This is a genomic window from Marinobacterium ramblicola, from assembly GCF_019084545.1.
Taxonomy (GTDB): Bacteria; Pseudomonadota; Gammaproteobacteria; order Pseudomonadales; family Balneatricaceae; genus Marinobacterium_D; species Marinobacterium_D ramblicola.
Genome location: NZ_JAHREP010000005.1, coordinates 141,166 through 164,086 on the forward strand (window position 1 = coordinate 141,166; position 22,921 = coordinate 164,086).

The window sequence follows — 22,921 nt, forward strand, 5'->3', positions numbered from 1 at the left end:
TATTCGGTGCCTAGCGTCCATGTATGAAGACAAAAAACTGGTCCGACCAGTGGTGAATTCGCTGGACGAATAGTGGCCTGTGGACAAATCTTCCAGCGCATGAGGCCCTGCGCGGCGCTAGATCGGTTGCAGCCGGGCCTTTTAGCTCATCGTTTCACGTTCCCGATCCAAAGCTAAAAATAAGAACTCTGGAGAGCATTGATGAATAACCAAGATCTACTCACCGATACGCAGGTCGCTGACTCAGGGCGTCAGCCAAGACGCAGCTTCCTGAAATCGATCGCCCTGGCCGGTGCCGTCGTGGCCGGTACCTCGATGATGGCGGCGGGCCCCGCTCAGGCGGCACAGACCTGGAAGATCCAGTCGGTCTGGGATGCCGGAACGGTGGGCTACAGCCTGTTCGAGGAGTGGTGCAACGAGATGGAGCAGAAGACCAACGGCGAGTTGATCTTCAAGCCCTTCCCGGCCAAGTCGGTCGCCGCCGATAACAACGCGTTGTTCGATGCCGTGCGCAATGGCGTGCTGCAGGGGATGAACCCGTTTACGCTGTACTGGTCCGGCAAGATTCCGGCATCGGTATTCCTCTCCTCCTATCCGGCAGGCCCCGACCAGCCACATCAGTGGGACACCATGTTCTACTCCATGGGGATGCTGGAGAAGACCCGCGACATCTACAAGAAGTTCGGGCTGTTCTATGTCGGTCCGATTCAGCACGATGCCAACATCATCCACTCCAAGAAGCCGGTGAACAGCCTGGATGACTTGAAAGGGATGAAGGTCCGCCTGCCCGGCGGCATGGTCGCCGAGGTGTTCCAGCAGTTCGGCGTGTCCACCGTCAGTCTGCCCGGCTCCGATATCTTCCCGGCGCTGGAGAAGGGCACCATCGATGCGGCGGACTACGTAGGCCCGGCGGTGAACTACGAGCTTGGTTTCTCCCAGGTGACCGATTACATCCTGTTTGGCCCGCCGGGGGTGATGTCGATCTACCAGCCGGTTGACCTGATGGACCTGACCGTCAACCTGCGCGCCTGGAACAAGCTGGATCCGAAACTGCAGAAGATCGTCGAGGAGCAGGTGCAGAACTACTCCCAGCGCCACTACCTGACGATCCAGAAGCGCAATATCGAGGCGATGGAGAAGTTCAAGGCTGAGGGTGACGCGGTTTCTCGTCTCAGCCAGGAGGATCTGATGCGCTTCCGTAAGGCGGCGATCCCGGTCTGGTACAAGTGGGCCAACAAGGATGCGGATGCTCGCGCCATCTTCGACCTGCAGCTCAAGTACATGATGAACGATACGGTCGGCTACATCACCGAGGAGGATATCAAGGGCATGGAGTGATCCATCCCCTGTCTTAATCCACGGGGGAGTTTCCGCTCCCCCATCGATCTTTCTGTGTAGTCATGAGGTAGCTGATCATGTCAGATCTCGAAGGCTTTGGCTTTGTCATGCCGCACTGGCTCTACTGGGGCTGGTTGGCGGTGATGCCGCTGATTTTGATGGCGCTGAGCAAGCGCGCGGAGAAGCGTCAGGGACAAATAGCCGAGTCACACCCGATCATGGGTGAAGTCCAGGCGGATGAGGATCCACTCATCCACCTCCATTTCCAGGGTAACGTGTTTACTCGCTTCATTGACTGGATCAGCGACAAATCCGGCGTGTTCGTCGCGCTGTGGACCATCAATGCGGTCTGCTTCTACTTCTATGAAGTGATCATGCGTTACTTCTTCAACATGCCCACCATCTGGGTGCATGAGGCGAGCTACCTGCTGCTCGGTATGCAGTACCTGCTGGCGGGGGCCCATACCCTGCTGCATGGCGGCCATGTGCGGGTGGACGTGATGTACAACCTGTTGCCCGAGCGCGGCCGGGTGGGGATGGATATCTTCACCTCCATGTTTTTCTTCATCTTCACCCTGGCGCTGGCCGGCACCTCCTGGACCTTCTTCCAGGATGCGTACGGCATGCAGGAGACCACGGTTGAGACCTGGGGCATTCAGTACTGGCCGGTGAAAGCGATGATGCTGCTGGGATCGATCCTGATCCTGCTCGCCGGCATCTCGAAGCTGATTAAAGATATCGCGCTGTTCGTGCGCATGGGCGAGGAGGGCGCAGAATGACCGCTACAGCAATTCATACGGCGGATCGCCGCGGTAACAACCTGATCGGCAAGCTCGGTACCTGGCTGATGATCGTTGCAACGATCGGACTGGGTTTTATCGTCCTGGTTGAGACCATCAACACCGTCTTCTATGACCCCTACGGCGACGAGTACTTCCTGTTCCGCCTGGCCGGTATTCTCGGCAATGTGGATATCGGACCGCTGACCTACCTGATGTTCGGCTCCCTGCTGGTGGCGCTGATGATGGGCCTGCCGCTGGCCTTTGTCACCGGTGGTCTCGGTGTCATGTTCATCTACCTGGTCGGCGATGCACTGATGCTGAACATCATCCCGGGCCGTATCTTCCCGATGATGACCAACTCCGATCTGGCGGCGATACCGCTGTTTATCTTCATGGCCTCGATGCTGGAGCGCGCCGGGCTGATCGAGGAGATGTTCAACGTGGTGTACAAGTGGATGGGCGGCCTCAGCGGCGGTCTGGCCACGGCGACCATCATCGCGTCCACCATTCTCGCGGCGATGGTCGGTGTTATCGGCGCCGCTGTGGTGACCATGGGTATCATCGCGCTGCCGGCGATGCTCAAGCGCAACTACGATCACCAGATCGCGCTGGGTTCGATCATGGCCGGGGGCACCCTCGGTATCCTGATCCCGCCGTCGATCCTGGCGATCCTCTACGCGGTGGTGGCCCAGCAGTCGGTGGGCGAGCTCTACCTCGGCTCCGTGGTGCCGGGTCTGCTGCTCTCCGGCATGTATATCGCCTATGTGCTGGTACGGACCTGGCTCAACCCGCAGCTGGGACCGCCGGTACCGGTTGAGGAGCGTATCTCCTTCGGCGCCAAGCTGGCACTGCTGAAGGACCTGATCGCACCGATCATCCTGGTAATGCTGGTGCTGGGACTGCTGTTCGGCGGTATTGCAACGCCGGTCGAAGCCGCGGGTATCGGCTCCTTCGGTGCCGTACTGGTGGCCTGGAAGCACGGTTCCTTCTCGGTCCAGGCGCTGAAAGAGGCGTCGGTCACCACCGCCAAGGCTTCCGCTATGGTGTTGTGGATCATGTTCGGCGCCTCGGTGTTCGTCGGCTTCTACATCCTGCAGGGCGGCCAGGCGTTTATCACCGAAACCATCCTCGGTACCGGTTTGTCCGCCTACGGCATCCTGTTCCTGCTGATGGTGCTGCTGGTGATCCTGGGCATGTTCCTGGACTGGGTCGGCATCCTGCTGCTGGCGGTGCCAATCTTCATCCCCATCGTGCAGGCGCTGGAGTTCGACGGCCTGTTCGGTTTGCCGCCGGTGCCGGGTGATGACGTGGTGCTCTGGTTCGGTGTGCTTTACCTGGTCAACATGCAGATGTCCTTCCTCAGCCCGCCGTTCGGCTATGCCCTGTTCTACATCCGTGGGGTGTGCCCGCCGGAGATCTCTATGGCAACGATCTTCCGCTCCTCGCTGGTATTCCTGGCACTGCAGGCAACGGGATTGATGCTCTGCATCCTGTTCCCGGGGCTGATCACCTGGTTGCCGAGCCTGGTGTATGGCTGATGCAAGGTAAGTAATACCGCTTGGCGGGGTTCGCGCCCCGCCTGTTTCATGCTAACAACTCAACACACGAGATCCGGTCATGACTAATCGAATCCAGGTGGGCGGCCTGCAGATTGATGCTGCCCTGTATCGGCTGATCGAGGCCGAAGTGGCGCCAGGGACGGGTATTGATCCAGAGAGCTTCTGGCACGAGTTTGAAGCAATTGTGCGGGATCTCGGGCCTATCAACCGTGAGCTGCTGCAGAAGCGTGATCAGCTGCAGGCACAGCTGGATGCGTGGCACCGACAGCATAAACACCAGCCCTTCGATGTGAAGGATTACAGTCAGTTTCTGCGTGAGATTGGCTACCTGGTGCCCGAGGGTGAGCCGTTCCGGATCGACACCCAGAACGTGGACGAGGAGATCGCCCGCATCGCCGGTCCGCAGCTGGTGGTGCCCTGCAGTAATGCCCGTTTCGCGCTCAATGCGGCCAATGCGCGCTGGGGCAGCCTGTACGATGCCTTGTATGGCACCGATGCGATCGATGACAGTGACGGGGCGGCAGCCGGGGCGCAGTTCAATCCGCAGCGTGGCCGCGCTGTTATTGCCTGGGCCGCCGGCTTTCTCGATCAGGCGGCGCCGCTGGCGCGGGGTTCCCACGCTCAGGTGAACGAGTACCGACTGCAGTTCGGCGCCTCCGGTACGGCGCTGGTGCTGACGCTGGACGATGGCAGTGAGACCGGCCTGAAGGATCCGGACCAGTTTGTCGGCTATCGGGAAGAAGGGGCGATAGTCGGCGTTTTACTTCGCAACCACGGTCTGCATATCGAGCTGCAGATCGACTCCACCCATCCGATCGGCAAGCTGTCGCCCGGCGGCGTGCGCGATGTGCTGATGGAAGCGGCGATGAGCACCATCATCGACTGCGAGGACTCGGTGGCCGCGGTGGATGCCGAGGACAAGGTCAATGTCTACCGTAACTGGCTGGGGCTGATGAAGGGCACGCTGGAGGACAGCTTCATCAAGGGTGGCCAGGAGATCACCCGCCGTCTGCACGCCGACCGCACCTACAACACCCCCGGCGGCGGTAGCCTGATCCTGCACGGACGCAGTCTGCTGCTGGTACGCAATGTGGGGCACCTGATGACCAGCGATGCGGTGCTGGATGACGAGGGTAGCGAGGTACCCGAGGGTTTTCTCGATGCCATGGTCACCAGCCTCTGTGCCATCCATGATCTGAAGCGGCTGGGGCGCTACCGTAACAGCCGCAGCGGCAGCATCTACATCGTCAAGCCGAAGATGCATGGGCCGGAGGAGGTTGCCTTCACCGACCAGCTGTTCAGCCGCGTCGAAGATGCATTGGGGCTCGCGCGTAACACGCTGAAGGTCGGGGTCATGGATGAGGAGCGTCGCACCTCGGCCAACCTGATGGAGTCGATCCGCGCTGTACGTGAGCGGCTGATGTTCATCAACACCGGCTTCCTTGACCGCACCGGTGACGAGATCCACACCAGCATGGAAGCCGGGCCGGTGCTGCCGAAAGAGGCGATCAAGGCACAACCCTGGATCAAGGCCTACGAGGAGCGCAACGTGTCGATCGGTCTGGCCTGTGGCTTGAGCGGTGTGGCCCAGATCGGCAAGGGGATGTGGCCGATGCCGGACGAGATGCACAAGATGATGGCGACCAAACTGGACCATCCGCAGGCCGGCGCCAACTGTGCCTGGGTACCCTCGCCGACCGCGGCTACACTGCACGCCACGCACTATCACCGGGTGGATGTGCAGGCCCGTCAGCGCGAACTGGCCGGCCGTCAGCGGGCGCCGCTGGAACAGCTGCTGACACCGCCGCTGCTCGGCGATATCCACCTTACCCCGGCGAAGATCCAGGCCGAACTGGACAACAACGCGCAGGGCATCCTCGGCTACGTGGTGCGCTGGGTCGGACAGGGGATTGGCTGCTCAAAGGTGCCGGATATCCACGATGTGGGGCTGATGGAGGACCGCGCCACCCTGCGTATCTCCAGCCAGCACCTGGCCAACTGGCTGCAGCACGGCATCTGTACCGATGATCAGGTGATGGAGACGCTCAGGCGGATGGCAGAAGTGGTGGACGGACAAAATGCCGACGATCCGGCCTATGAAGCGATGGCGCCCAATTTCGCCGACAGCATCCCGTTTCAGGCCGCCTGCGACCTGATCTTCAAGGGCTGCGAGCAACCAAACGGCTACACCGAACCGCTGCTGCATGCCCATCGCCGGGCACAGAAGCGGAAAAACACGCCTAAAAGGCAATAGGCATTCAACCGATGCAGGGGGCAGCATGTTAACGATTACACGACTGGATATCAGCGATGCGCGAATCCTGATCGAGGGGGCGGCGGCAAAGGCGACGGAGATAGGGGTACCGATGTGTATCGCCGTTGTCGACGAGTCCGGCAACCTGATCGCATTCGAGCGTATGGATGGCGGCAAGGTGACCAGCGTTACCATCGCCCAGGACAAGGCATTCACGGCGGCAGCGGCGCGCAAGGCGACCCACGATTACAACGCCGTCTGCGTGCCGGGCAATCTGGCGTTTGGCATCCATACTGAAGTGGGTGGCCGGATCAGTACCGTGGGCGGCGGTCTGCCGGTCAGTGTCGATGGCGAGGTGGTCGGCGGTATCGGTCTCAGTTCCGGTACGCCGCAACAGGATATGGCCTGTGCCCAGGCCGGTATCGATCATTTTCTTGCGGCTCGGGCCGGAACCTGAGCCAGGACGGGAGAAGCGATGATTCAGGCAGAAACGGCGAATCGCAAGCGCAACCGACAGGCGTTGGCCGATCGGTTCCGCACCTTTATCGATCCGGAATATGTGATCAGCGACGACGAGACGCTGAAGCCCTACGAGTGCGACGGTCTGTCGGTGTACTGCGAGATGCCGATGCTGGTGGTGCTGCCGGAGACGGTGGAGCAGGTGCAGAAGGTGCTGCAGATCTGTCACGCCGAGGGAATCCCGGTAGTGGCACGAGGCGCCGGTACCGGGCTCTGTGCCGGGGCGATGCCGCACCCCGAGGGGGTAGTGCTGTCGCTGGCCAAGTTCAACCGCATCCTGGAGATCGACCCACTGGCCCGTGCGGCACGGGTGCAGCCCGGTGTGCGCAACCTGGCGATCAGCGAGGCGGCAAACGCCCACGGCCTCTACTACGGCCCGGATCCTTCGTCGCAGATCGCCTGCACCATCGGCGGCAACGTGGCGGAGAACTCCGGCGGCGTGCACTGCCTTAAATACGGTCTCACCGTGCACAACCTGCTCGGCGTGGAACTGCTCACCGTCGAGGGCGAACGGCTCAGCATCGGCAGCGAGGGGCTGGACAGCTGCGGCGCTGACCTGCTGGCGCTGCTGACCGGCTCCGAGGGGTTGCTCGGCATCGTCACCGAGATCCGGGTCAAGCTGCTGCCGAAGCCGGAGGTCGCGCAGGTGGTGATGGCCGGTTTCGACTCGGTACAGACCGCCGGCGACGCGGTCGGATCCATCATCGCCGAGGGGATCATTCCGGGGGGGCTGGAAATGATGGACAGCCATGCCATCGTGGCTGCAGAGGCGTATGCCAAAGCGGGTTACCCGGTGGAGGCCCAGGCGCTGCTGCTGTGCGAGGTGGATGGTACCGAAGAGGAGGTCCACGAACATATCGAAGCGGTGGAGGCTTTGTTCCGCCGTCTGGGCGCCAGCTCGGTGCGCACCTCGCACAGCGAGGAGGAGCGGGCCCGGTTGTGGAAGGGGCGTAAATCCGCCTTTCCCGCCGTCGGGCGTATCTCGCCGGACTATTACTGCATGGACGGCACCATCCCGCGCAGCCAGCTCGCCCATGTGCTGACCGAGATGGAGCGCATGTCCCAGGCCTACGGCCTGCGCGTGGCCAATGTGTTCCACGCCGGTGACGGTAATCTGCACCCGCTGATCCTGTTTGATGCCAACGTGCCGGGCGAGCTGGAGAGAACCGAGGAGTTCGGCGCCAGGATACTCGAGCTGTGCGTCGAGGTTGGCGGCTGCATCACCGGTGAGCATGGTGTCGGGGTGGAGAAGATCCGCCAGATGCCGAAGCAGTTCAATGACCAGGAGCTGGCGCAGTTCCACCGTATCAAGGCGGTGTTCGACCCAGAGGCGACGCTGAATCCCGGCAAGGGGGTGCCGACGCTGCGCCAGTGTCAGGAGTACCGCTCCCTGGATCTCAACATCGAACCCAATGCGGGTGCCGCGGCCCAGCACAGCGGGAGGTGCAACCATGAGTGATATCAGCAGCCAACTACAGGAGCAGATCCTGACCGCGGCAACGGAGAAGCGGCCGTTGCAGATCGTTGGCGGCGGCAGCAAAACCTTTATCGGTCGGCAGGTCGAGCCCGGGCAGGAGATCCTGTCGCTGGACAGTCATAGCGGCATCGTCAGTTACCACCCGGTGGAGCTGGTGCTGACCGCCCGTGCCGGTACCCAGCTGATCGAACTGGAAGCGGCGCTGGCCGAGCATAACCAGATGCTGTCCTTCGAACCGCCGAAGTTCGGTGGAACCTCCACCCTGGGCGGTACTCTGGCCTGCAACCTGTCCGGACCGGGCCGCCCCTGGTGGGGCTCGGTACGTGACCAGGTGCTGGGTATAAAGATGATCAACGGCCTCGGCGAGCATCTTCGTTTCGGTGGCCAGGTGATGAAAAACGTCGCCGGTTACGATGTCTCGCGGCTGCAGGCCGGTGCCCTGGGCACCCTGGGCGTGATCACCGAGATCAGCCTCAAGGTACTGCCGAAACCCTCCGACAGCCGCACCCTGGTGTTCGAGTGTGACGCCGACGAAGCGCTGTCGATGATGAATCGCCGGGCCGCCGAACCCAAGCCGCTGAGCGCCGCCTGCTGGCTCGACGGCAAGCTCTATCTGCGTCTCAGCGGCGCCCACTCGGCGGTGGCGGCAACGGCCGGCTACTGGGACGGCGAGCCGCTGGAGTACGCCGACGATTTCTGGCAGCAGCTGCGCGACCACCAGTTGCCGTTCTTTACCACTGCCGGAGAACAGCCACTCTGGCGCTTCTCGGTCAACCCGACTGCGCGAATGCCGAAGCTAGACGGTCACTGGCTGATCGACTGGGGGGGGGCGCAGCGCTGGTACCTCGGCAGGGCAGAGCAGGGCCAGGTGGATAAGGCTGAGATGGAGCGCCTGGCCGCCACGGCTGGTGGCCAGGTCAGCCTGTTCCGCGGTGGTGACCGCACCGCCGAGGTGATGCATAGCCAGCCCGAGGCGATGCAGCGGCTGCAGCAGCGGTTGAAGCAGGCGTTCGATCCGGACGGCCTGTTCAACCGTGGACGTTTGTATAGCTGGATGTAGTGGGTGGAGCGAGATGAAAACCGAGATACTGCAACACTATCAGTCAACACCCGAAGGCCAGGAGGCGGAAGCGATACTGCGCACCTGCGTGCACTGCGGCTTTTGCACCGCGACCTGTCCGACCTACCAAGAGCTGAACGACGAGCGTGATGGCCCTCGCGGGCGCATCTACCTGATCAAGCAGTTGCTGGAAACCGATGAGGTCAGCGAAAAAACCCGGACCCATCTGGACCGTTGCCTGACCTGCCGAAGCTGCGAGACCACCTGCCCCTCCGGGGTGGAGTATGGGCGGCTGGTCGACATCGGCCGGGGGCTGATCGAACAGAAGCTGCAACGGCCGCCATCGGAGCGCTTGATGCGCTGGGGACTGCGCAAGATCCTGCCCTATCCGAAGCGGTTTGGGGCGCTGCTGAAGGCTGGACAGACCTTCCGCCCGCTGCTGCCGGAGGCGCTGAAGCGCAAGCTGCCGCCCAAGCGACAGGCATCGCCCTGGCCCCAGCAGCGTCATGAGCGGGTGATGCTGGCGCTGGCCGGTTGTGCGCAATCCTCGGCGGCGCCCAATACCAATGCTGCTGCGGCACGGGTGCTGGATCGCCTGGGGATAACTCTGGTGGAGGCGCCGGACGCCGGCTGTTGCGGCGCCGTCAGTTATCACCTGTCGGCGCACGATGAGGGGCTGGATTTCATGCGCCGCAATATCGATGCCTGGTGGCCCGCCGTCGAAGCGGGCTGTGAAGCGATCGTCATGACCGCCTCCGGCTGCGGCGCCATGGTGCAGGAGTACGGCCATCTGTTGCGCCATGATCCCGCCTATGCCGACAAGGCGGCGCGGATCAGCGCGCTGACTAGGGATATCGGTGAGATCCTGCTCGCCGAGGACTTGAGTCGGTTGAAAACCAGGGCGCAGGGCAGGATCGCCGTGCACTGCCCCTGCACCCTGCAGCACGCGATGAAGCAGGGCGGGGTGGTGGAACAGGTGCTGAAAAAGGCCGGTTTCGAGCTGGCGCAGACCCGGGATAACCACCTCTGCTGCGGCTCCGCCGGTACCTACTCGATTCTACAGCCGCAGATGAGTCAGCGCTTGTTGGCCAACAAGCTGGAGGCGCTGACCGGTGACCATCCAGAGCGGATCGTCACCTCCAATATCGGCTGCCAGCTGCATCTGGAGACCAAGTCAGAGGTGCCGGTACAGCACTGGATCGAACTTCTGGACAGCTAGGGACTAAATTTCACATTGATTAGTCTGGCTGATCATGTCGTTAGCGCTGTTGCGGCAGAGAGTGCGATTGTGGTCGAAATCGATTCGAAGCAGTGTTCCCTACTCCATGAAGTGGAGCCTGAAGCCTTTGGTATCCTGCTGCAGCATCTTACGCGGCCCGTGGGTGCACCTCTTTGTCCAGCCGGTCGCCCAGTTCCCGTTCTGCCGTGCGTAGGTCGTAGTCGCTCTGCAGGTTCAGCCAGAACTGGGCCGAGGTGCCGAAGTAGCGCGCCAGACGCAGGGCGGTATCGGCGGTGATGGACCGGCCACCGTTAATGATGGTGGTAATGCGCCCCGGAGGTACGCTGATATCCTTGGCCAGCCGGTAGGCTGTAATCTCCAGGGGCTCCAGGAACTCCTCCTGCAGGATAGTGCCAGGGTGAGCGATCGGCAGCAGTTCCCCGGTGGTGTGGTTCCCGAGGTCCAGCTTTTTAATGTCGGTTTTATCTATGGTCATAGACCCTCCTTAGTGATAGTCGGTTATTTCCACGTTGTAGGCGTGGCCCTCCTCCCATTCAAAGCAGATCCGCCACTGGTTGTTGATGCGGATGCTGTATTGCCCGGCGCGGTCACCCTTGAGTGCTTCCAGACGGTTGGCTGGTGGAACCCGCAAGTCATCCAGTTGCGTGGCAGCCTCGATCATGCGGAGCTTGGTCAAGGCTCTTGCCTGAAGGTCACCCGGCAGCTTCTTGGCTACTTTGCCGTCGAAGATTGTGGCGGTCGCTTTGTCTTTGAATGTCTTGATCATGGAAAATATTAACGCCGCGCGTATATATACGCAAGTTGTAATTAGTTAAATGGTCGGCTATCCGGGTGATATCGAGCAGCTGTGCCCCGATGCGGCCGCAACCACCCGGCATAACGAGGATCTCGGCTTACGGCGTGCTGCATTCTTGCCAATAGCCAGGCTTTCGGGAGTGATGAGCAATAGCAACGAAACTAGGTTCCGAGTCAAGGTTGCTCATATTAGAACCATGCTGCAGCCTCTATCGCTTCCTGCAGGCTTCTTCCAGTATCCTTACTGTTCGCACTGTTACAAGCCTATTCTCGCTCGCATCTTGGTTCGGAACTCTTCGCGGCTGAGCAGCGTAGCTTTTCCGCTTTTGACCTTGGACACACGGCGAATGATTTCATCTTTCCAAGCTTGCTCAACAGAGTCGTCACCGGGGCCGTCCAGGCTCATTATGAGCTCGCGGGCCGGCGCTGCACGTTCCGACTTGGAGAGAGTCAAAATCCGGGAGCGTAGGTGATTTAGTGTTTCGGTAGTCATGGTGTCTCCGCGAGTGGCAATACAGGCAGGCTATCCAGATTCAAAGTCTCAATCAGTATCAAGGTCAGTTACGACGACGCTCACTGAGAATGTTTTGTGGCTAAACAGATAGCCGCTATTGTCCCGGGTTTTGCGTTTTATGGTGCGCCCCATTTCTTGAAGCCGGTGCCGGCGTCACATTACATGAGATTTGACCGCTATCGACTATGCGTCGACTCGAAGATCTTGTCGGCGTTGCCTTCGATGAAGCCTTGAAACAGCTGGCCGGGAGACTCCTCGTAGCGCAGCGCGAACTCGTAGAAGCAGCTGGGTACGAGGTGGGTCTCGCCCTCGGCGAAGGTCACCGCGATGCGGTCGGCCAGTGTCGATGACTGCTCCAGCAGCACCTTGGGCGAGCCCTTGATCTCACCGCCCAGGTCGTTGAGGGCGAACCCTTTCTCCTTCAGCAGGTGGTTGACCGCCTTCAGGTTGGGCAGGGTTTCCAGGTGGTTGACGCTGACCGTGAAATGGTTGGCGCGCAAGCCCAGCACCGACAGCCAGGCCGCGTATTCGCTCTCGTCGCGCAGGGCACGGTAGGCTTCATAGGTGGGCATGGCCCAGAGTCGTCCACGCCAGAAGATATCGGGGCTGGAGGCGGCATCCCGCGGGATCTGGGCGATATAGGTGTGCAGTATCGCCTGTGCCTTGTCGGAGAGTTTGCCTATCTCCAGTTCGCTGAGGAAAATCTTCGGCGCCGTCGGATCCTCGGTATGCATGTAGGCGCGCGCATGCAGCTTCTTGTGCTCGAAACGGTACTGGCCGTAAGCGCGGTAGCCCAGCTGCTCCAGCAGCGGCTGTAGCCGCGCCAGCGCTACCGGGCTGTCGGCCAGGGTACGAAACGCCACATGGTCGTTGATGATTTGCTCGCCGCGCTCGACGAACAGCTGCTGAATCGCCTCTGCCTGTGGCGTGATATCCACATAGTCGTGCCAGAGTCGGTCGAAAAACCGGTGATGATTCATGGCCCACCTCCTCCCGCTGCAACAACGCATGCCTGCTGTCATTGTCATGGGAATTTAAGCTCTATCTCTATGTAAGAGCGTAGAGCGGGTGGGGGAATCTGTCGAAATTGGCACGCCGAAAACAGCTGTTTGATCTGTAACCGGTTTGTCGCCTGCCTGTCATCCGGCGAGTTCAGAGTATTGGCTCCCCTTCATGAACGGATACGGACAAACTGGATATGAAACCGACTCTGCTTGCATCCGCACTCTCGTTGACGCTGGGCGTGGCGCTGACCAACACCGCACTGGCGGGATTCTCCGTCACCCAGACCGGCCATTTCGCCGAGACCTGCAGCGATACCGACGAAGGCGGCTGTACCGAGATTTCCGACTACAGTCATACCGCGCAACGCCTCTATGTCACCAACGGCACCGACAACAAGCTGCGTATCCTGGCGCTGGATGAAAACGGTGCGCTGAGCGCCATGAGCGAAGAGAGCGGCGTGCCCAGCGAGATCGATCTTGCGCCCTATGGTGGCGGCCCGAACAGCGTTGCCGTGTACGGCGATTGGGTTGCGGTAGCGATCGAAGCTGACAACAAACAGCAGAACGGCAAGGTGGTGGTGTTCGATCTGGACGGCAATTATCAGCGCTCGATCAGCGTCGGTGCGCTGCCGGACATGCTGACTTTCACTCCTGATGGGCGCTATCTGCTGGTGGCCAACGAGGGCGAACCGAACGACAGCTACACCCGGGATCCGGAAGGCTCGATCAGTATTATCGATACCCAACGCAGCTGGCGGGTGCGCAGCGCTGACTTTCATTTCAGCAACGATGCCAATCGCGGTGTCGAAAACGGGGTAAACCCGGCTGAAATGGCCCAGGGCAAGGCCAAGGGCGCCGACCAGCTCAGCTACGAGGTGCGCCTGTTCGGACCCGGTGCAACCGCCGCGCAGGACTTCGAGCCCGAGTACATTGCGGTATCGCCGGACTCCAGGACCGCCTGGGTTTCGCTGCAGGAGAACAACGCCCTGGCGATCGTCGATATCGAAAAAGCCAAGGTAATCGACGTGGTTGGCCTGGGTTACAAGGACCACATGCTGCCAAGCAACACGCTGGATGCCAGCAACGAAGATGCCGGCATCAATCTGCAGAACTGGCCGGTACTGGGTATGTACCTGCCCGATGCCATCGCCGCTCTGGATGCCGACGGCGAGGTGTATATCCTCTCCGCCAACGAGGGTGACTCTCGCGACTACGACGGTTACTCGGAGGAGGCGCGGGTGAAGGATCTGCTGTTGGACCCGGCCGCCTTCGCCGGTTTCGATATCGACGAACTGCAGAAGAAGCAGAACCTCGGCCGCCTGAAGGTGACCACCTCTCAGGGTGACGAGGATGGCGACGGCGATTTCGACAAACTGTATGCCTATGGTGCCCGCTCCTTCTCGGTCTGGAACAGCAAGGCGGAGCGGGTGTGGGATTCCGGCAACCAGTTCGAGACCCTGCTGGCTCAGTACGCCGGTGAGGGCTCCGAGGTGTGGGAGGATAACCGCAGCGACGACAAGGGGCCGGAGCCGGAGTCGATCGTGGTCGGTGAGCTGGACGGCAAGCCGTACGCCTTTATCGGCCTGGAGCGAACCAGCGGCATCTTCATCTACGATCTGGAAAACCCGAAAGCGCCGAAGGCGGCCGGGGTCATGGACATAGAGGAGCTGGGCGATCTGGCGCCGGAAGGACTCAAGTTCATAGCCAACGGAGATAGCGGCTGGCTGGTGGTCACCAGCGAGGTCAGCAGTACGGTATCGGTCTATCGCGTGAGCGTCGTGGACTAAGTTTGGAGTAATAAAAAGCCCCGCTGTCGTTAAGGCATGCGGGGCTTTTTCGTTTGCCGCCTGGTTTACTTCGGCGTGGCTTCCACGTCGATCTGCAGGTGCACCTCGTCACCGATCGCCGGCAGGCCGTAGTTCATGCCGAACTCGCTGCGCTTGACCGTACCGGTGGCGGTGAAACCGGCCAGCGGCTGCTTGTTGAACGGGTGCGGGCCGACTTTGTTGACCACCAGATCCAGCGTCACCGGCTTGGTCACGCCGAGCAGGGTCAGCTCACCCTCGAGCTTGGCCGTGTTGTCGCCGGTCTTGGTGATCTTGGTGCTCTCGAAGGTCATCTCCGGGAACTCGGCGGCGTTGAAGAAATCCGGCGAGGCCAGGTGCTCGTTGCGCTTGCCGTGGAAGGTGTTGACCGATTCGGTATCGATACTGATGGTCACGCTGGAGTTTTCGATGTTGTCGGCATCGAACTGCACATCACCCTCGAACTTGTCGAAACGGCCGAACATGTTGGAGAAGCCCAGGTGGTTGATATTGAACACCACGGCAGAGTGCGCCATGTCCATTGCGTAGGGTACCGGTGCCGCCTGGGCGATGCCGGTGGTAGACAGGCTCGCCGCCAGCAGGCCAGCGCCAAACAGTGCTTTTACGTTCATCTTTCCTATCCTCTGGTTCAGTCTGGTCGAAGCCAGTTGGGTTTAAGGGGCTAACGGGTCGGTGTTTCAGTATCCTGAGCTGCTCGGCTCGCTCATCATCCAGGCGGTGCCGACGGCCACGGCGCATACCGCGACAGCCGTGCCGGTCACCAACAGGGCGCGCAGCGCCTGACTCTCCATGTTGCGGCCAACACGGTCTACCAGCAGCAGCGGGGTGAGCAACAGCAGCGCCCAGCCATTGGCCTTGGTGTAAAACAGCATCTGGGTGGCCAGCGCCAACAGTGCGGTCAGTGTACTCAACTGGACGGTGGCATTGAGCGGGAAGCGCCGGGTCGGCCAGTTCCACAGCAGGAAACCGCCGAGTGCCGCCATCAGCGCGAAGCCGATCTGGGCCATGGAGGCCGAGGCACCGATCAGCGTGATGGCGCCGATACCGGCACTGGCCAACAGCAGCAGGATACCGCCATCCAGGCTGTCTCGACGCTCGAGACAACGCTGCTGAGCCAGCATCGGTGCGGCGAACAGCATCGGCAACAGGATCCAGCCCGCGACGTCGATCCGGTCGAAGCGTCCGTAAAGGAGCCAGCCGATGCCGGTAATTGCCAGCACCGCCATGGCAGTCTGCTGCACACGAGCCCTCAGATCGAGGCTGTCGATCAGCAGCCCCAGCAGCAGGGCTCCCGCCACCAGATAGGGGAGTTTCTGCGACGAGGAACGAGGGGGAAACACCGGGGCCTGGATCAGCGCCTGACAGACCAGGAAGCTGAGCGTCACTGCAACGGCGGCCAGACGTATGCCGAATGCCGGGCCGAGCACGAGCCGTATAAGACCGGTCAGGCCAAGGCTCAGCAGCAGTGGCAATACCGCGCTTTGGATAACAGGGTTGTCCAGTATCGATGTCACGTGAGCTCCTCGGCTGATCCGATCCTTTGACCTATTAAGCCTGATAAATGTATTAAAAGTTTTTCGATCCCGGATCATTTTGTCGCAATCTGTATCAACCTCTGTAACGGGTACAGATTGATACAATTGGCGTTCGCACTACCGCCCGGTGATCGGATAAGCTGATGCAGTAGTACTACCGGTTGGCATGATCATGAACAACACCCCCCACATTCTCGTTGTCGACGACCATCAGGAGATCCGTGACCTGGTGGCGAACTATCTCGAGCAATTCGACTTTCGCGTCACCACCGCCCGCGACGGGCAGGAGATGAAGCGGATACTGGAGGTCAGCGCCATCGACCTGATCGTGCTCGACCTGATGATGCCGGGCGAGGATGGCCTGAGCCTCTGCCGCCAACTGCGCGAATCGAGCCAGATTCCGATCATCATGGTCACCGCGATGGCGGAGCAGACCGATCGTGTGGTGGGGCTGGAGATGGGCGCCGACGATTATCTGACCAAGCCGTTCTTCCCTCGCGAGCTGCTGGCGCGGATCAAGGCGGTACTGCGCCGGGCCGAGGCGCTGCCGCGTCAGCGCGAGCCGCTGCAGGTGGAGCGGCTCAGCTTCGACCGCTGGGTACTCGATGTGGCCCGGCGTGAACTGGTCGGCAGCGATGAGGTTGCGGTGCCGCTCAGTACTGCTGAATTCAAGCTGCTGTCCACCTTTCTGGCCCACCCGCACCGGGTGTTGAGTCGCGAACAACTGCTCGATCTGACCAGCGGGCGGCAGGCGGAGGTGTTCGATCGCAGTATCGATAACCAGGTCAGCCGGTTGCGGCGCAAGATCGAGCGCGACAGCACCCATCCGCAACTGATCAAAACCGTATGGGGCGGCGGCTATATGCTCACCGTGGATGTTCGGTGATGCTGCGCTACCTGCGACAGAGCCTGCCCGGCCGCGTGATCGGTCTGCTGATCCTGGCCCTGGGCGTGGTCAACGCGACCACCGTGTATGTGTTCTTCGAGGAGCGCGGTCGCGCCGTGCGCCTGAGCCAGATGGAGGATCTGGTGTCGCGCAGTGCGGCGATGGACCGCCTGCTGGATGAGACGCCACTGGCGATGCGCAGCGAGGTGCTTGGCGCGGTAACCAGCGAGCGTTTCCAGTTCAGCATCGGCGATAGCGCCACGGCGGATCCCTATAACCGGGCGGCACTGGATCACCCGCTCTATCAACGCCTCAGAGAGCTGGCCGACGCCGATGCCGCACATGCCCAGCTGTCGATCAGCCCGCGCTATTACTGGTGTTACAGCTGGGTACAAAACCTGCTCAAACCCAACCTGCTGTTCGATCCGGGCGAAGCGGCGCTGCCGATCGCCAGCCTGTCGATCCTGCGTCCGGATGGTCAGTGGCTCAACGCTACGCTCAGATCGCCGAGCAGCCTGCCGGGCTGGATCGCGCCGCTGCTGGTGGCGCTGGCGCTGTTTTCGCTGACGGTCACCGTGGTGGTGTTGATCGTGCGCCATGTGTCGGCCCCTCTGGGTTGCCTGAGCAAGGCGGCCGACCGTATCGGCCGTGGCGAGCTGAACGAGCCGATCCCGGAATACGGCTCGGAAGACGTGATACGCACCACCCGTGCCTTCAACCGTATGCAGGAGCGCCTGCAGCGCTTCGTCGGCGACCGCACCCGGATGATGGCCGCGATCTCGCACGACCTCCGCACGCCGCTGACCACCCTGCGCCTGCATGCCGAATTTATCGAGCCCGCCGACCGCCGCGACAAGGTGCTCTGCATCCTCGGTCAGATGCAGGAGATGCTGGAAGCGACGCTGACCTTCACCCGCGAAGCCTCGGTCGAAGAGGAGCGGCGCACGGTCGACCTGTCGGCGCTGATCGGCAGCATCTGCGAAGACCTGCGCGACCTGGGCCAGGAGATCGAATACGACGAGTCCCAGCGCGTGCCCTACCTGTGCCGACCCGGCTCGGTCCGCCGCGCACTGACCAACCTGATCGAGAATGCGTGCAAGTACGGCGGGCAAGCCGAGGTGGAGCTGAGTGTCCGAGGCGATTCTCTGCAGATCGCCGTGCGCGACAGGGGGCCGGGGATCCCGGAGGCGGACCAGCTGCGGGTGTTCGATCCCTTCGTTCGCCTCGAAACCTCACGCAGCCGCGAAACCGGCGGCATCGGCCTGGGCCTCTCCATCGCCCGCACCATCGCCCACTCCCACGGCGGCGAGATTCGGTTGAGTAACCGGGCCGAGGGCGGGCTGGAGGTGGTGTTGGAGCTGCCGAATCACTAGTCTGGTGAAGGGTGTACGGCAGCTCCGGAGATACGGACCGATGCAGTCTCTTGCGTCTGACTCGCCGTGAACCCTTCCATGGGGGCTCCACTGCGACATCCATGTCGCAGAGGGTCAGCCGCAAGAGACTGCATCACCCCTGGATAGCGCATGCCACCCGTCGTTCTAATACGGTTTTGCCAGATACTGTGACGGCTGGAGCTTGAACTGCTCCTGTAGGTGACCTTGCAAAGCGAACACGCGCGGTTCGGTGCGGAACCTGAAAAGCCGATAGAGGAAATAGCGCTCGGCGTTCTTGCGCGAAAATGCCAACTCATTGGGCGTCACGTAGAAAGGGGTGTTCTTGCCGTATTTTGTCGTTTTAACTTCGATAAAGCGATCGCGCCCGTCGACCTCGAATGAACGGATGTCAAAGCCTGCCATCGGACCTTCGGTGACCGATACCTGCGCGATGCTGTCCGCCAGAGAGTCGCAGCCGGAACGGATCAAACGTGCGCGTTCGTAGTTGATGATGAACTGCTCTCCGGCGTCCCCCAGTAGCTGGTTTTGTGCTTCCAACTCAAGGTAATTGATGCCGCCCGGATTATAAATAGCCAGTGATTCCTGGATGCCGGACTCTCGCCGCTCCTCCCGTTGCGGAGGCGCCTCCATCGCTGCAAGAAGATCACCGACCGTCGGAACGGCCGGAACGACGCCGGCGTCCTGTTGAAACAGGAGTTGGATATCCGGATGCGAGGAAAGATAGGACGCGACCGCTTCGGGCAGTAATCGCTTTTGGTAGTTCGTGCGTGGCTTATAACCCTCGATATAGGGTATTCCCATCTCGATCAGCACGGCACTGATATTCTGATGCTTCAGCTCGACTGAGCCATGCGAGCGATTGTTTAACCGCTCCAGCAGTGTGCGCCGATGTTCGGTCTTGTTGTACGTGTGGCCGAGCAGTTCCAGACGCAGCATGTCGAAGTAATCCTCGACGGCTGCTTCAACTTCGGATTCTGACCAATTGTTTGCCATAGGGGCATCCTTGCACTGCCAATACCCGTGGATAGGAACCTCAGACGTTACCGGATCGCGGGGATATATCAAGAGACTGGATCGGCAGGGAGCACGTAAGATCGCCTTGGGTGAGCACACTGGCTGGCACCGCGCTGCAGAGGGGTGGTGGTACCGCTTCCGGGCGACCGTCTGCCGCCAGGGACGGCGGCAGTCGAGCGGTCAGGACGACGTAAAGCGTGTCGCACGGAAGCGGTACCACCGGCCCGGATTGGCACCAGAGCGGTCGGTCGTCCGACAACCCTTATCAATAACTCTTATATGGCAAAAACTTCCCCGACAGCACCATATTCACCCGGTCGCCCTTCGGGTCTTCTTCGCGCTGGATATCCATCGAGAAGTCGATGGCGCTCATGATGCCGTCGCCGAACTCCTCGTGGATCAGCTCCTTGATCGAGCCGCCGTAGACACTGACGATCTCATACAGGCGGTAGAGCAGCGGGTCGGTGGGGATGCCGCCGGTGCCCTTGGAGGGCACGATCTGCAGCCAGGCGACCGCTTCGTCGGACAGATCGAACAGCTTGCCGACGGTTTCAGCCTGCGCCTTGTCGAAGGTCATCTGCCCCAGGCAGGCGGCGGTGGTCCACTCCTTGGACAGGCCGACCGCCTCGGCCACCTGTTTCCATTTGATCCCCTTGCTGACCTTGGCGGAGAGGATCATCTGGGTCACTTCATCGCGATTGCTGATCATCGTGTAGTCCTTTTGGTTCGTTTAGGGTCTGGTTCACATGAGGGGGTTGGCAAGCAGGTAGATCAGCGCGCAGGCCAGCAGCGCCGAGACGCCCTGCCAGAACTGCACCGGGTTGCGCTCGATCAACGGCGGCCGGGTCTTGTTCAGGAACGCCCGGTTGGGGTGTCGCAGATCGTAGATGAACTCGGACAGGTCGTCGTAGCGTTTCTCCGGACTGATATGGGTCGCGCGTTTCAGCGCCTCGTCGACCCAGGCGGGGATCTCCCGCTCTTCGTCCAGCACCGAGTCGTAGCTGAGCTTCTGCTGCGCCTTGGCGTTGCGGCATTTGGCGACCTCGGTACCATAGGGAAAACGACCGGAGAGCATCTGGTAGCAGATCACGCCGAGCGAGAACTGGTCCGAGCGTGTGCTGCCGGGGAAGCCGAGAAAATACTCCGGCGCCGTGAACAGAGCGGTGCCGAGCATCTGTGCCTGCTGGCTGACCACGGTGGCTTCGGCGATACCGGCGACCCGGGTGGCGCCGAAGTCGATGATCTTCACCGTGCCGTGGCGGTCGATCATGATGTTGTCGGGGCGAAGGTCCTGGTGCAGCATCTCCATGCGGTGGAAGGCGCGCAGGCCGCGGGCGATCTGCTCGACGATCGAACGCACGGTTTCGATATCGGGACGGGGGTTGTCGAGCAGCCACTGGCGCAGGGTCTGGCCCTCGATGTACTCCATCGCCGTGTACAGGTAGTGGCGGCTGCGGTTGGGCGACTGTGCCTTCAGTACGTGGGCGCTGTTGATGCGGCGGGCGATCCACTCCTCGAGCAGAAAGCGCTCCAGATAGTCCGGATCGTCGGACAGATCGATAGCGGGCGTTTTTAGTGCCGCCGGGTTGCCGCTCTCCAGGTCCACGGCCAGGAACACATGGCTACGGCTGGTGGCGTGCAGTTCGCGCACGATCTCGTAGCCGTCGAACTGCATCCGCGGCTCCAGCGGCGGCGGCAGCGGCAGCTTCTCGATCTGCAACTGCAGCTCGGCGTGTTCCGCTCCCGGCACCTGGTCGACACGGACGATCTGTAGGGTCAGGTTGTCGCTGCTGCCCCGTTCCAGCGCGTGCTCGGCGATCTGTCGGGCGGCGTTGTCGAGGGATGTCGGGTGCTCACGCAGGGTATTGAGCAGGAACTGGGTGTCGCAATGTTCGTAGATGCCGTCGGTGGCGAGGATAAAGGTATCCCCGGGCTTTACCGCCAGCGCCTGGTAGTCGATCTCGAGCTGTTCGTCGATGCCGAGCGCCCGGCTCAGGTAGCTCTCCTGCCGGGAGACCCAGAGCCGATGATCCTTGGTCAGCTGTTCCAACGCATGCTCGTGGACACGGTAGATGCGGGAGTCGCCGACATGAAAAATGTGCGCGGTGGCAGCCTTGATCACCATCGCGCTGAGGGTGCAGACGTAGCCCCTGTCCTTGTCGTAGCAGTAGTCGCTGCGCCGGGTCTGCGAGTGCAGCCAGGAGTTGGTGGCCGCGATCACCCGTTCGGCGGCGGTGCGTACGGTCCAGGCCTCCGAGGTGCAGAAGTAATCGTCAAGAAAGGATTTTACCGCTGCTGCGCTGGCGATCTGGCTGACGCTGCTGGAGCTGATGCCATCCGCTACCGCCAGGGCGGCGCCCTTGAGGCTGAGCTGCGGCTCTTTCGGGATCAGCGCGCCGTGAAAATCCTGATTCAGCGCTTTCCGGCCCTTGTCCGAATACTGGCCAATGCTGAGCTTGAGTTGGTTGCTCATATTTGCTGCCGACTACCGCCCGATGTCTGCGGGACCGTACATCCTGTACATAAAAGCCCCAGCCACCCGCAGGTGGCCGGGGTTCGGAAGGAAAATTACACGGTTGCCGGCTTGGACGGGGCGCTGGCCGGGATCTCACGCTTGGCACCGGTACGCACGTGAGTGGTGTACAGGGTCAGGCCGGTGAACGCCAGGCCACCGACCAGGTTGCCCAGAGCGGTCGGGATCTCGTTCCAGATGAAGTAGTCGGCGATGGAGAAGTTGCCGCCCATGATCATGCTGAACGGGAACAGGAACATGTTGACCACGGAGTGCTCGAAGCCCATGAAGAAGAACAGCATGATCGGCATCCACATCGCGAGCACCTTGCCGCTGACATGGGTGGAGATCATCGCGCCGACCACGCCGAGGGAGACCATCCAGTTACACAGCATGCCGCGGATAAAGATAGTGAACCAGCCATCGGCACCATAGGCGGCATAACCGACCGTACGTGATTCGCCGATCTTGGCGACCTTCTCGGCGATGGCGCCGCCGTCGGTGTTGTAGCCCATGGTGAAGATGAATGACATCATCACCGCGACGGTGAAAGCACCGGCAAAGTTACCGACGAACACCAGGCCCCAGTTACGCAGGATCTGTCCGGGGGTGACACCGGGGCGCTTATCGAGCCAGGCCAACGGGGTGAGCATGAACACGCCGGTCAACAGGTCGAAGCCCATCAGATAGAGCATGCAGAAACCGACCGGGAACAGCATGGCGCCGATCAGGAACACGCCGGTCTGGACCGCGACGGTAACGGCGAATACGGCCGCGAGGGCCAGAATGGCACCGGCCATATAGCCACGGATCAGGGTGTCACGGGTGGACATGTAGATCTTGGATTCACCGGCATCCACCATCTTGGTTACAAATTCTGCGGGAATTAAGTAAGCCATATTTTTGCCTCGTTCGACGTTAAGGGATCACACACAAAGGGTTCTAACCGACTGAGAGCAACAAAAAATGGCGTCCACACATGCCCCGCCTTTTGCAGGTGCAGTGATGGACGCCATTATCCAGAAATCCCAGCTTGTCAGATCTGAGCCAGCGTTAGCTCAAATACTGATTCGGATATAGCAGTCAGCGTGCCAAGTCTTTGCGATAAATAGAAAGTCTAATAAAATCAGTAGATTAAAAGTTTTCTCGGATTTGTCTCCCGGCGCGTCCCCAGGTCAAAAATGGTGCGCAGACAGTTGAGACTGCGCATTT

General features: G+C 61.1%; 21 protein-coding genes. 11 read left to right on the forward strand and 10 right to left on the reverse strand.

The window, feature by feature from the left end; genetic code table 11:
* Nucleotides 1–201: 201 nt before the first annotated feature.
* From dctP to glcF, 8 genes are all read left to right on the forward strand, one after another.
* The gene (gene dctP, locus KQ940_RS05325; RefSeq protein WP_217412394.1) at nt 202–1,338 is read left to right on the forward strand and encodes a TRAP transporter substrate-binding protein DctP; all 1,137 of its coding nucleotides are present in this window, start codon (nt 202–204) and stop codon (nt 1,336–1,338) included.
* 77 nt (nt 1,339–1,415) lie between these two features.
* Nucleotides 1,416–2,117, forward strand: coding sequence for a TRAP transporter small permease subunit (locus tag KQ940_RS05330; protein WP_217412395.1), 702 nt, complete (start codon nt 1,416–1,418; stop codon nt 2,115–2,117).
* Nucleotides 2,114–3,658 (forward strand): TRAP transporter large permease, encoded by a 1,545-nt coding sequence (locus KQ940_RS05335; RefSeq protein WP_217412396.1) that lies wholly within the window; start codon nt 2,114–2,116, stop codon nt 3,656–3,658. The genes KQ940_RS05330 and KQ940_RS05335 overlap by 4 nt, the downstream gene beginning before the upstream one ends.
* A gap of 79 nt (nt 3,659–3,737) precedes the next feature.
* Nucleotides 3,738–5,933, forward strand: a complete 2,196-nt coding sequence (locus KQ940_RS05340; RefSeq protein ID WP_217412397.1) for a malate synthase G — start codon at nt 3,738–3,740, stop codon at nt 5,931–5,933.
* 25 nt (nt 5,934–5,958) lie between these two features.
* Entirely contained in the window at nt 5,959–6,390 is a 432-nt protein-coding gene (locus KQ940_RS05345) for a GlcG/HbpS family heme-binding protein (RefSeq protein ID WP_217412398.1), read from the forward strand.
* An 18-nt stretch (nt 6,391–6,408) separates the two neighbouring features.
* On the forward strand, nt 6,409–7,911 hold the full coding sequence (locus tag KQ940_RS05350; RefSeq protein WP_217412399.1) for an FAD-linked oxidase C-terminal domain-containing protein: 1,503 nt from the start codon (nt 6,409–6,411) through the stop codon (nt 7,909–7,911).
* Nucleotides 7,904–8,989 (forward strand): glycolate oxidase subunit GlcE, encoded by a 1,086-nt coding sequence (glcE, locus tag KQ940_RS05355; protein WP_217412400.1) that lies wholly within the window; start codon nt 7,904–7,906, stop codon nt 8,987–8,989. The genes KQ940_RS05350 and glcE overlap by 8 nt, the downstream gene beginning before the upstream one ends.
* A gap of 13 nt (nt 8,990–9,002) precedes the next feature.
* On the forward strand, nt 9,003–10,208 hold the full coding sequence (gene glcF, locus KQ940_RS05360; RefSeq protein ID WP_217412401.1) for a glycolate oxidase subunit GlcF: 1,206 nt from the start codon (nt 9,003–9,005) through the stop codon (nt 10,206–10,208).
* A gap of 148 nt (nt 10,209–10,356) precedes the next feature.
* On the opposite strand, the gene KQ940_RS05365 is transcribed toward glcF, so the two are convergent.
* The 4 genes from KQ940_RS05365 to KQ940_RS05380 form a co-directional block, all read right to left on the reverse strand.
* Complete coding sequence (locus tag KQ940_RS05365; RefSeq protein ID WP_217412402.1) at nt 10,357–10,704, reverse strand: HigA family addiction module antitoxin; 348 nt, start codon at nt 10,702–10,704, stop codon at nt 10,357–10,359.
* A gap of 9 nt (nt 10,705–10,713) precedes the next feature.
* On the reverse strand, nt 10,714–10,995 hold the full coding sequence (locus tag KQ940_RS05370; RefSeq protein ID WP_217412403.1) for a type II toxin-antitoxin system RelE/ParE family toxin: 282 nt from the start codon (nt 10,993–10,995) through the stop codon (nt 10,714–10,716).
* Between the two features lie 285 nt (nt 10,996–11,280).
* Nucleotides 11,281–11,517: an addiction module protein gene (locus KQ940_RS05375; protein ID WP_217412404.1), complete on the reverse strand. Its 237-nt coding sequence runs from the start codon at nt 11,515–11,517 to the stop codon at nt 11,281–11,283.
* 197 nt (nt 11,518–11,714) lie between these two features.
* On the reverse strand, nt 11,715–12,518 hold the full coding sequence (locus KQ940_RS05380) for a DUF1338 domain-containing protein (RefSeq protein WP_217412405.1): 804 nt from the start codon (nt 12,516–12,518) through the stop codon (nt 11,715–11,717).
* Between the two features lie 218 nt (nt 12,519–12,736).
* Between KQ940_RS05380 and KQ940_RS05385 the strand changes: the two genes are divergently transcribed.
* Nucleotides 12,737–14,329, forward strand: coding sequence for a choice-of-anchor I family protein (locus tag KQ940_RS05385; RefSeq protein ID WP_217412406.1), 1,593 nt, complete (start codon nt 12,737–12,739; stop codon nt 14,327–14,329).
* A gap of 65 nt (nt 14,330–14,394) precedes the next feature.
* Here KQ940_RS05385 and KQ940_RS05390 read toward each other — a convergent pair whose 3' ends face one another.
* Together KQ940_RS05390 and KQ940_RS05395 are read right to left on the reverse strand one after the other, a co-directional pair.
* Entirely contained in the window at nt 14,395–14,979 is a 585-nt protein-coding gene (locus tag KQ940_RS05390; RefSeq protein ID WP_217412407.1) for a YceI family protein, read from the reverse strand.
* Nucleotides 14,980–15,045: 66 nt separating this feature from the next.
* The gene (locus tag KQ940_RS05395; protein ID WP_217412408.1) at nt 15,046–15,882 is read right to left on the reverse strand and encodes a hypothetical protein; all 837 of its coding nucleotides are present in this window, start codon (nt 15,880–15,882) and stop codon (nt 15,046–15,048) included.
* Between the two features lie 193 nt (nt 15,883–16,075).
* Here KQ940_RS05395 and KQ940_RS05400 point away from each other — a divergent pair, with 193 nt between their 5' ends.
* The gene (locus KQ940_RS05400) at nt 16,076–16,789 is read left to right on the forward strand and encodes a response regulator (protein ID WP_217412409.1); all 714 of its coding nucleotides are present in this window, start codon (nt 16,076–16,078) and stop codon (nt 16,787–16,789) included.
* The gene (locus KQ940_RS05405) at nt 16,789–18,162 is read left to right on the forward strand and encodes an ATP-binding protein (RefSeq protein WP_217412410.1); all 1,374 of its coding nucleotides are present in this window, start codon (nt 16,789–16,791) and stop codon (nt 18,160–18,162) included. Before KQ940_RS05400 ends, KQ940_RS05405 begins: the two co-directional genes overlap by 1 nt.
* A gap of 165 nt (nt 18,163–18,327) precedes the next feature.
* On the opposite strand, the gene KQ940_RS05410 is transcribed toward KQ940_RS05405, so the two are convergent.
* The 4 genes from KQ940_RS05410 to KQ940_RS05425 form a co-directional block, all read right to left on the reverse strand.
* Nucleotides 18,328–19,176, reverse strand: coding sequence for a protein NO VEIN domain-containing protein (locus KQ940_RS05410; protein ID WP_217412411.1), 849 nt, complete (start codon nt 19,174–19,176; stop codon nt 18,328–18,330).
* A 286-nt stretch (nt 19,177–19,462) separates the two neighbouring features.
* Nucleotides 19,463–19,906 (reverse strand): cyanase, encoded by a 444-nt coding sequence (gene cynS / locus KQ940_RS05415; protein WP_217412412.1) that lies wholly within the window; start codon nt 19,904–19,906, stop codon nt 19,463–19,465.
* Between the two features lie 33 nt (nt 19,907–19,939).
* Nucleotides 19,940–21,670 carry a bifunctional protein-serine/threonine kinase/phosphatase gene (locus tag KQ940_RS05420; RefSeq protein ID WP_217412413.1) on the reverse strand — a complete coding sequence of 577 codons (1,731 nt, stop codon included), beginning with the start codon at nt 21,668–21,670 and terminating at the stop codon, nt 19,940–19,942.
* 95 nt (nt 21,671–21,765) lie between these two features.
* Entirely contained in the window at nt 21,766–22,608 is an 843-nt protein-coding gene (locus KQ940_RS05425; RefSeq protein WP_217412414.1) for a formate/nitrite transporter family protein, read from the reverse strand.
* Between the last annotated feature and the right edge of the window lie 313 nt (nt 22,609–22,921).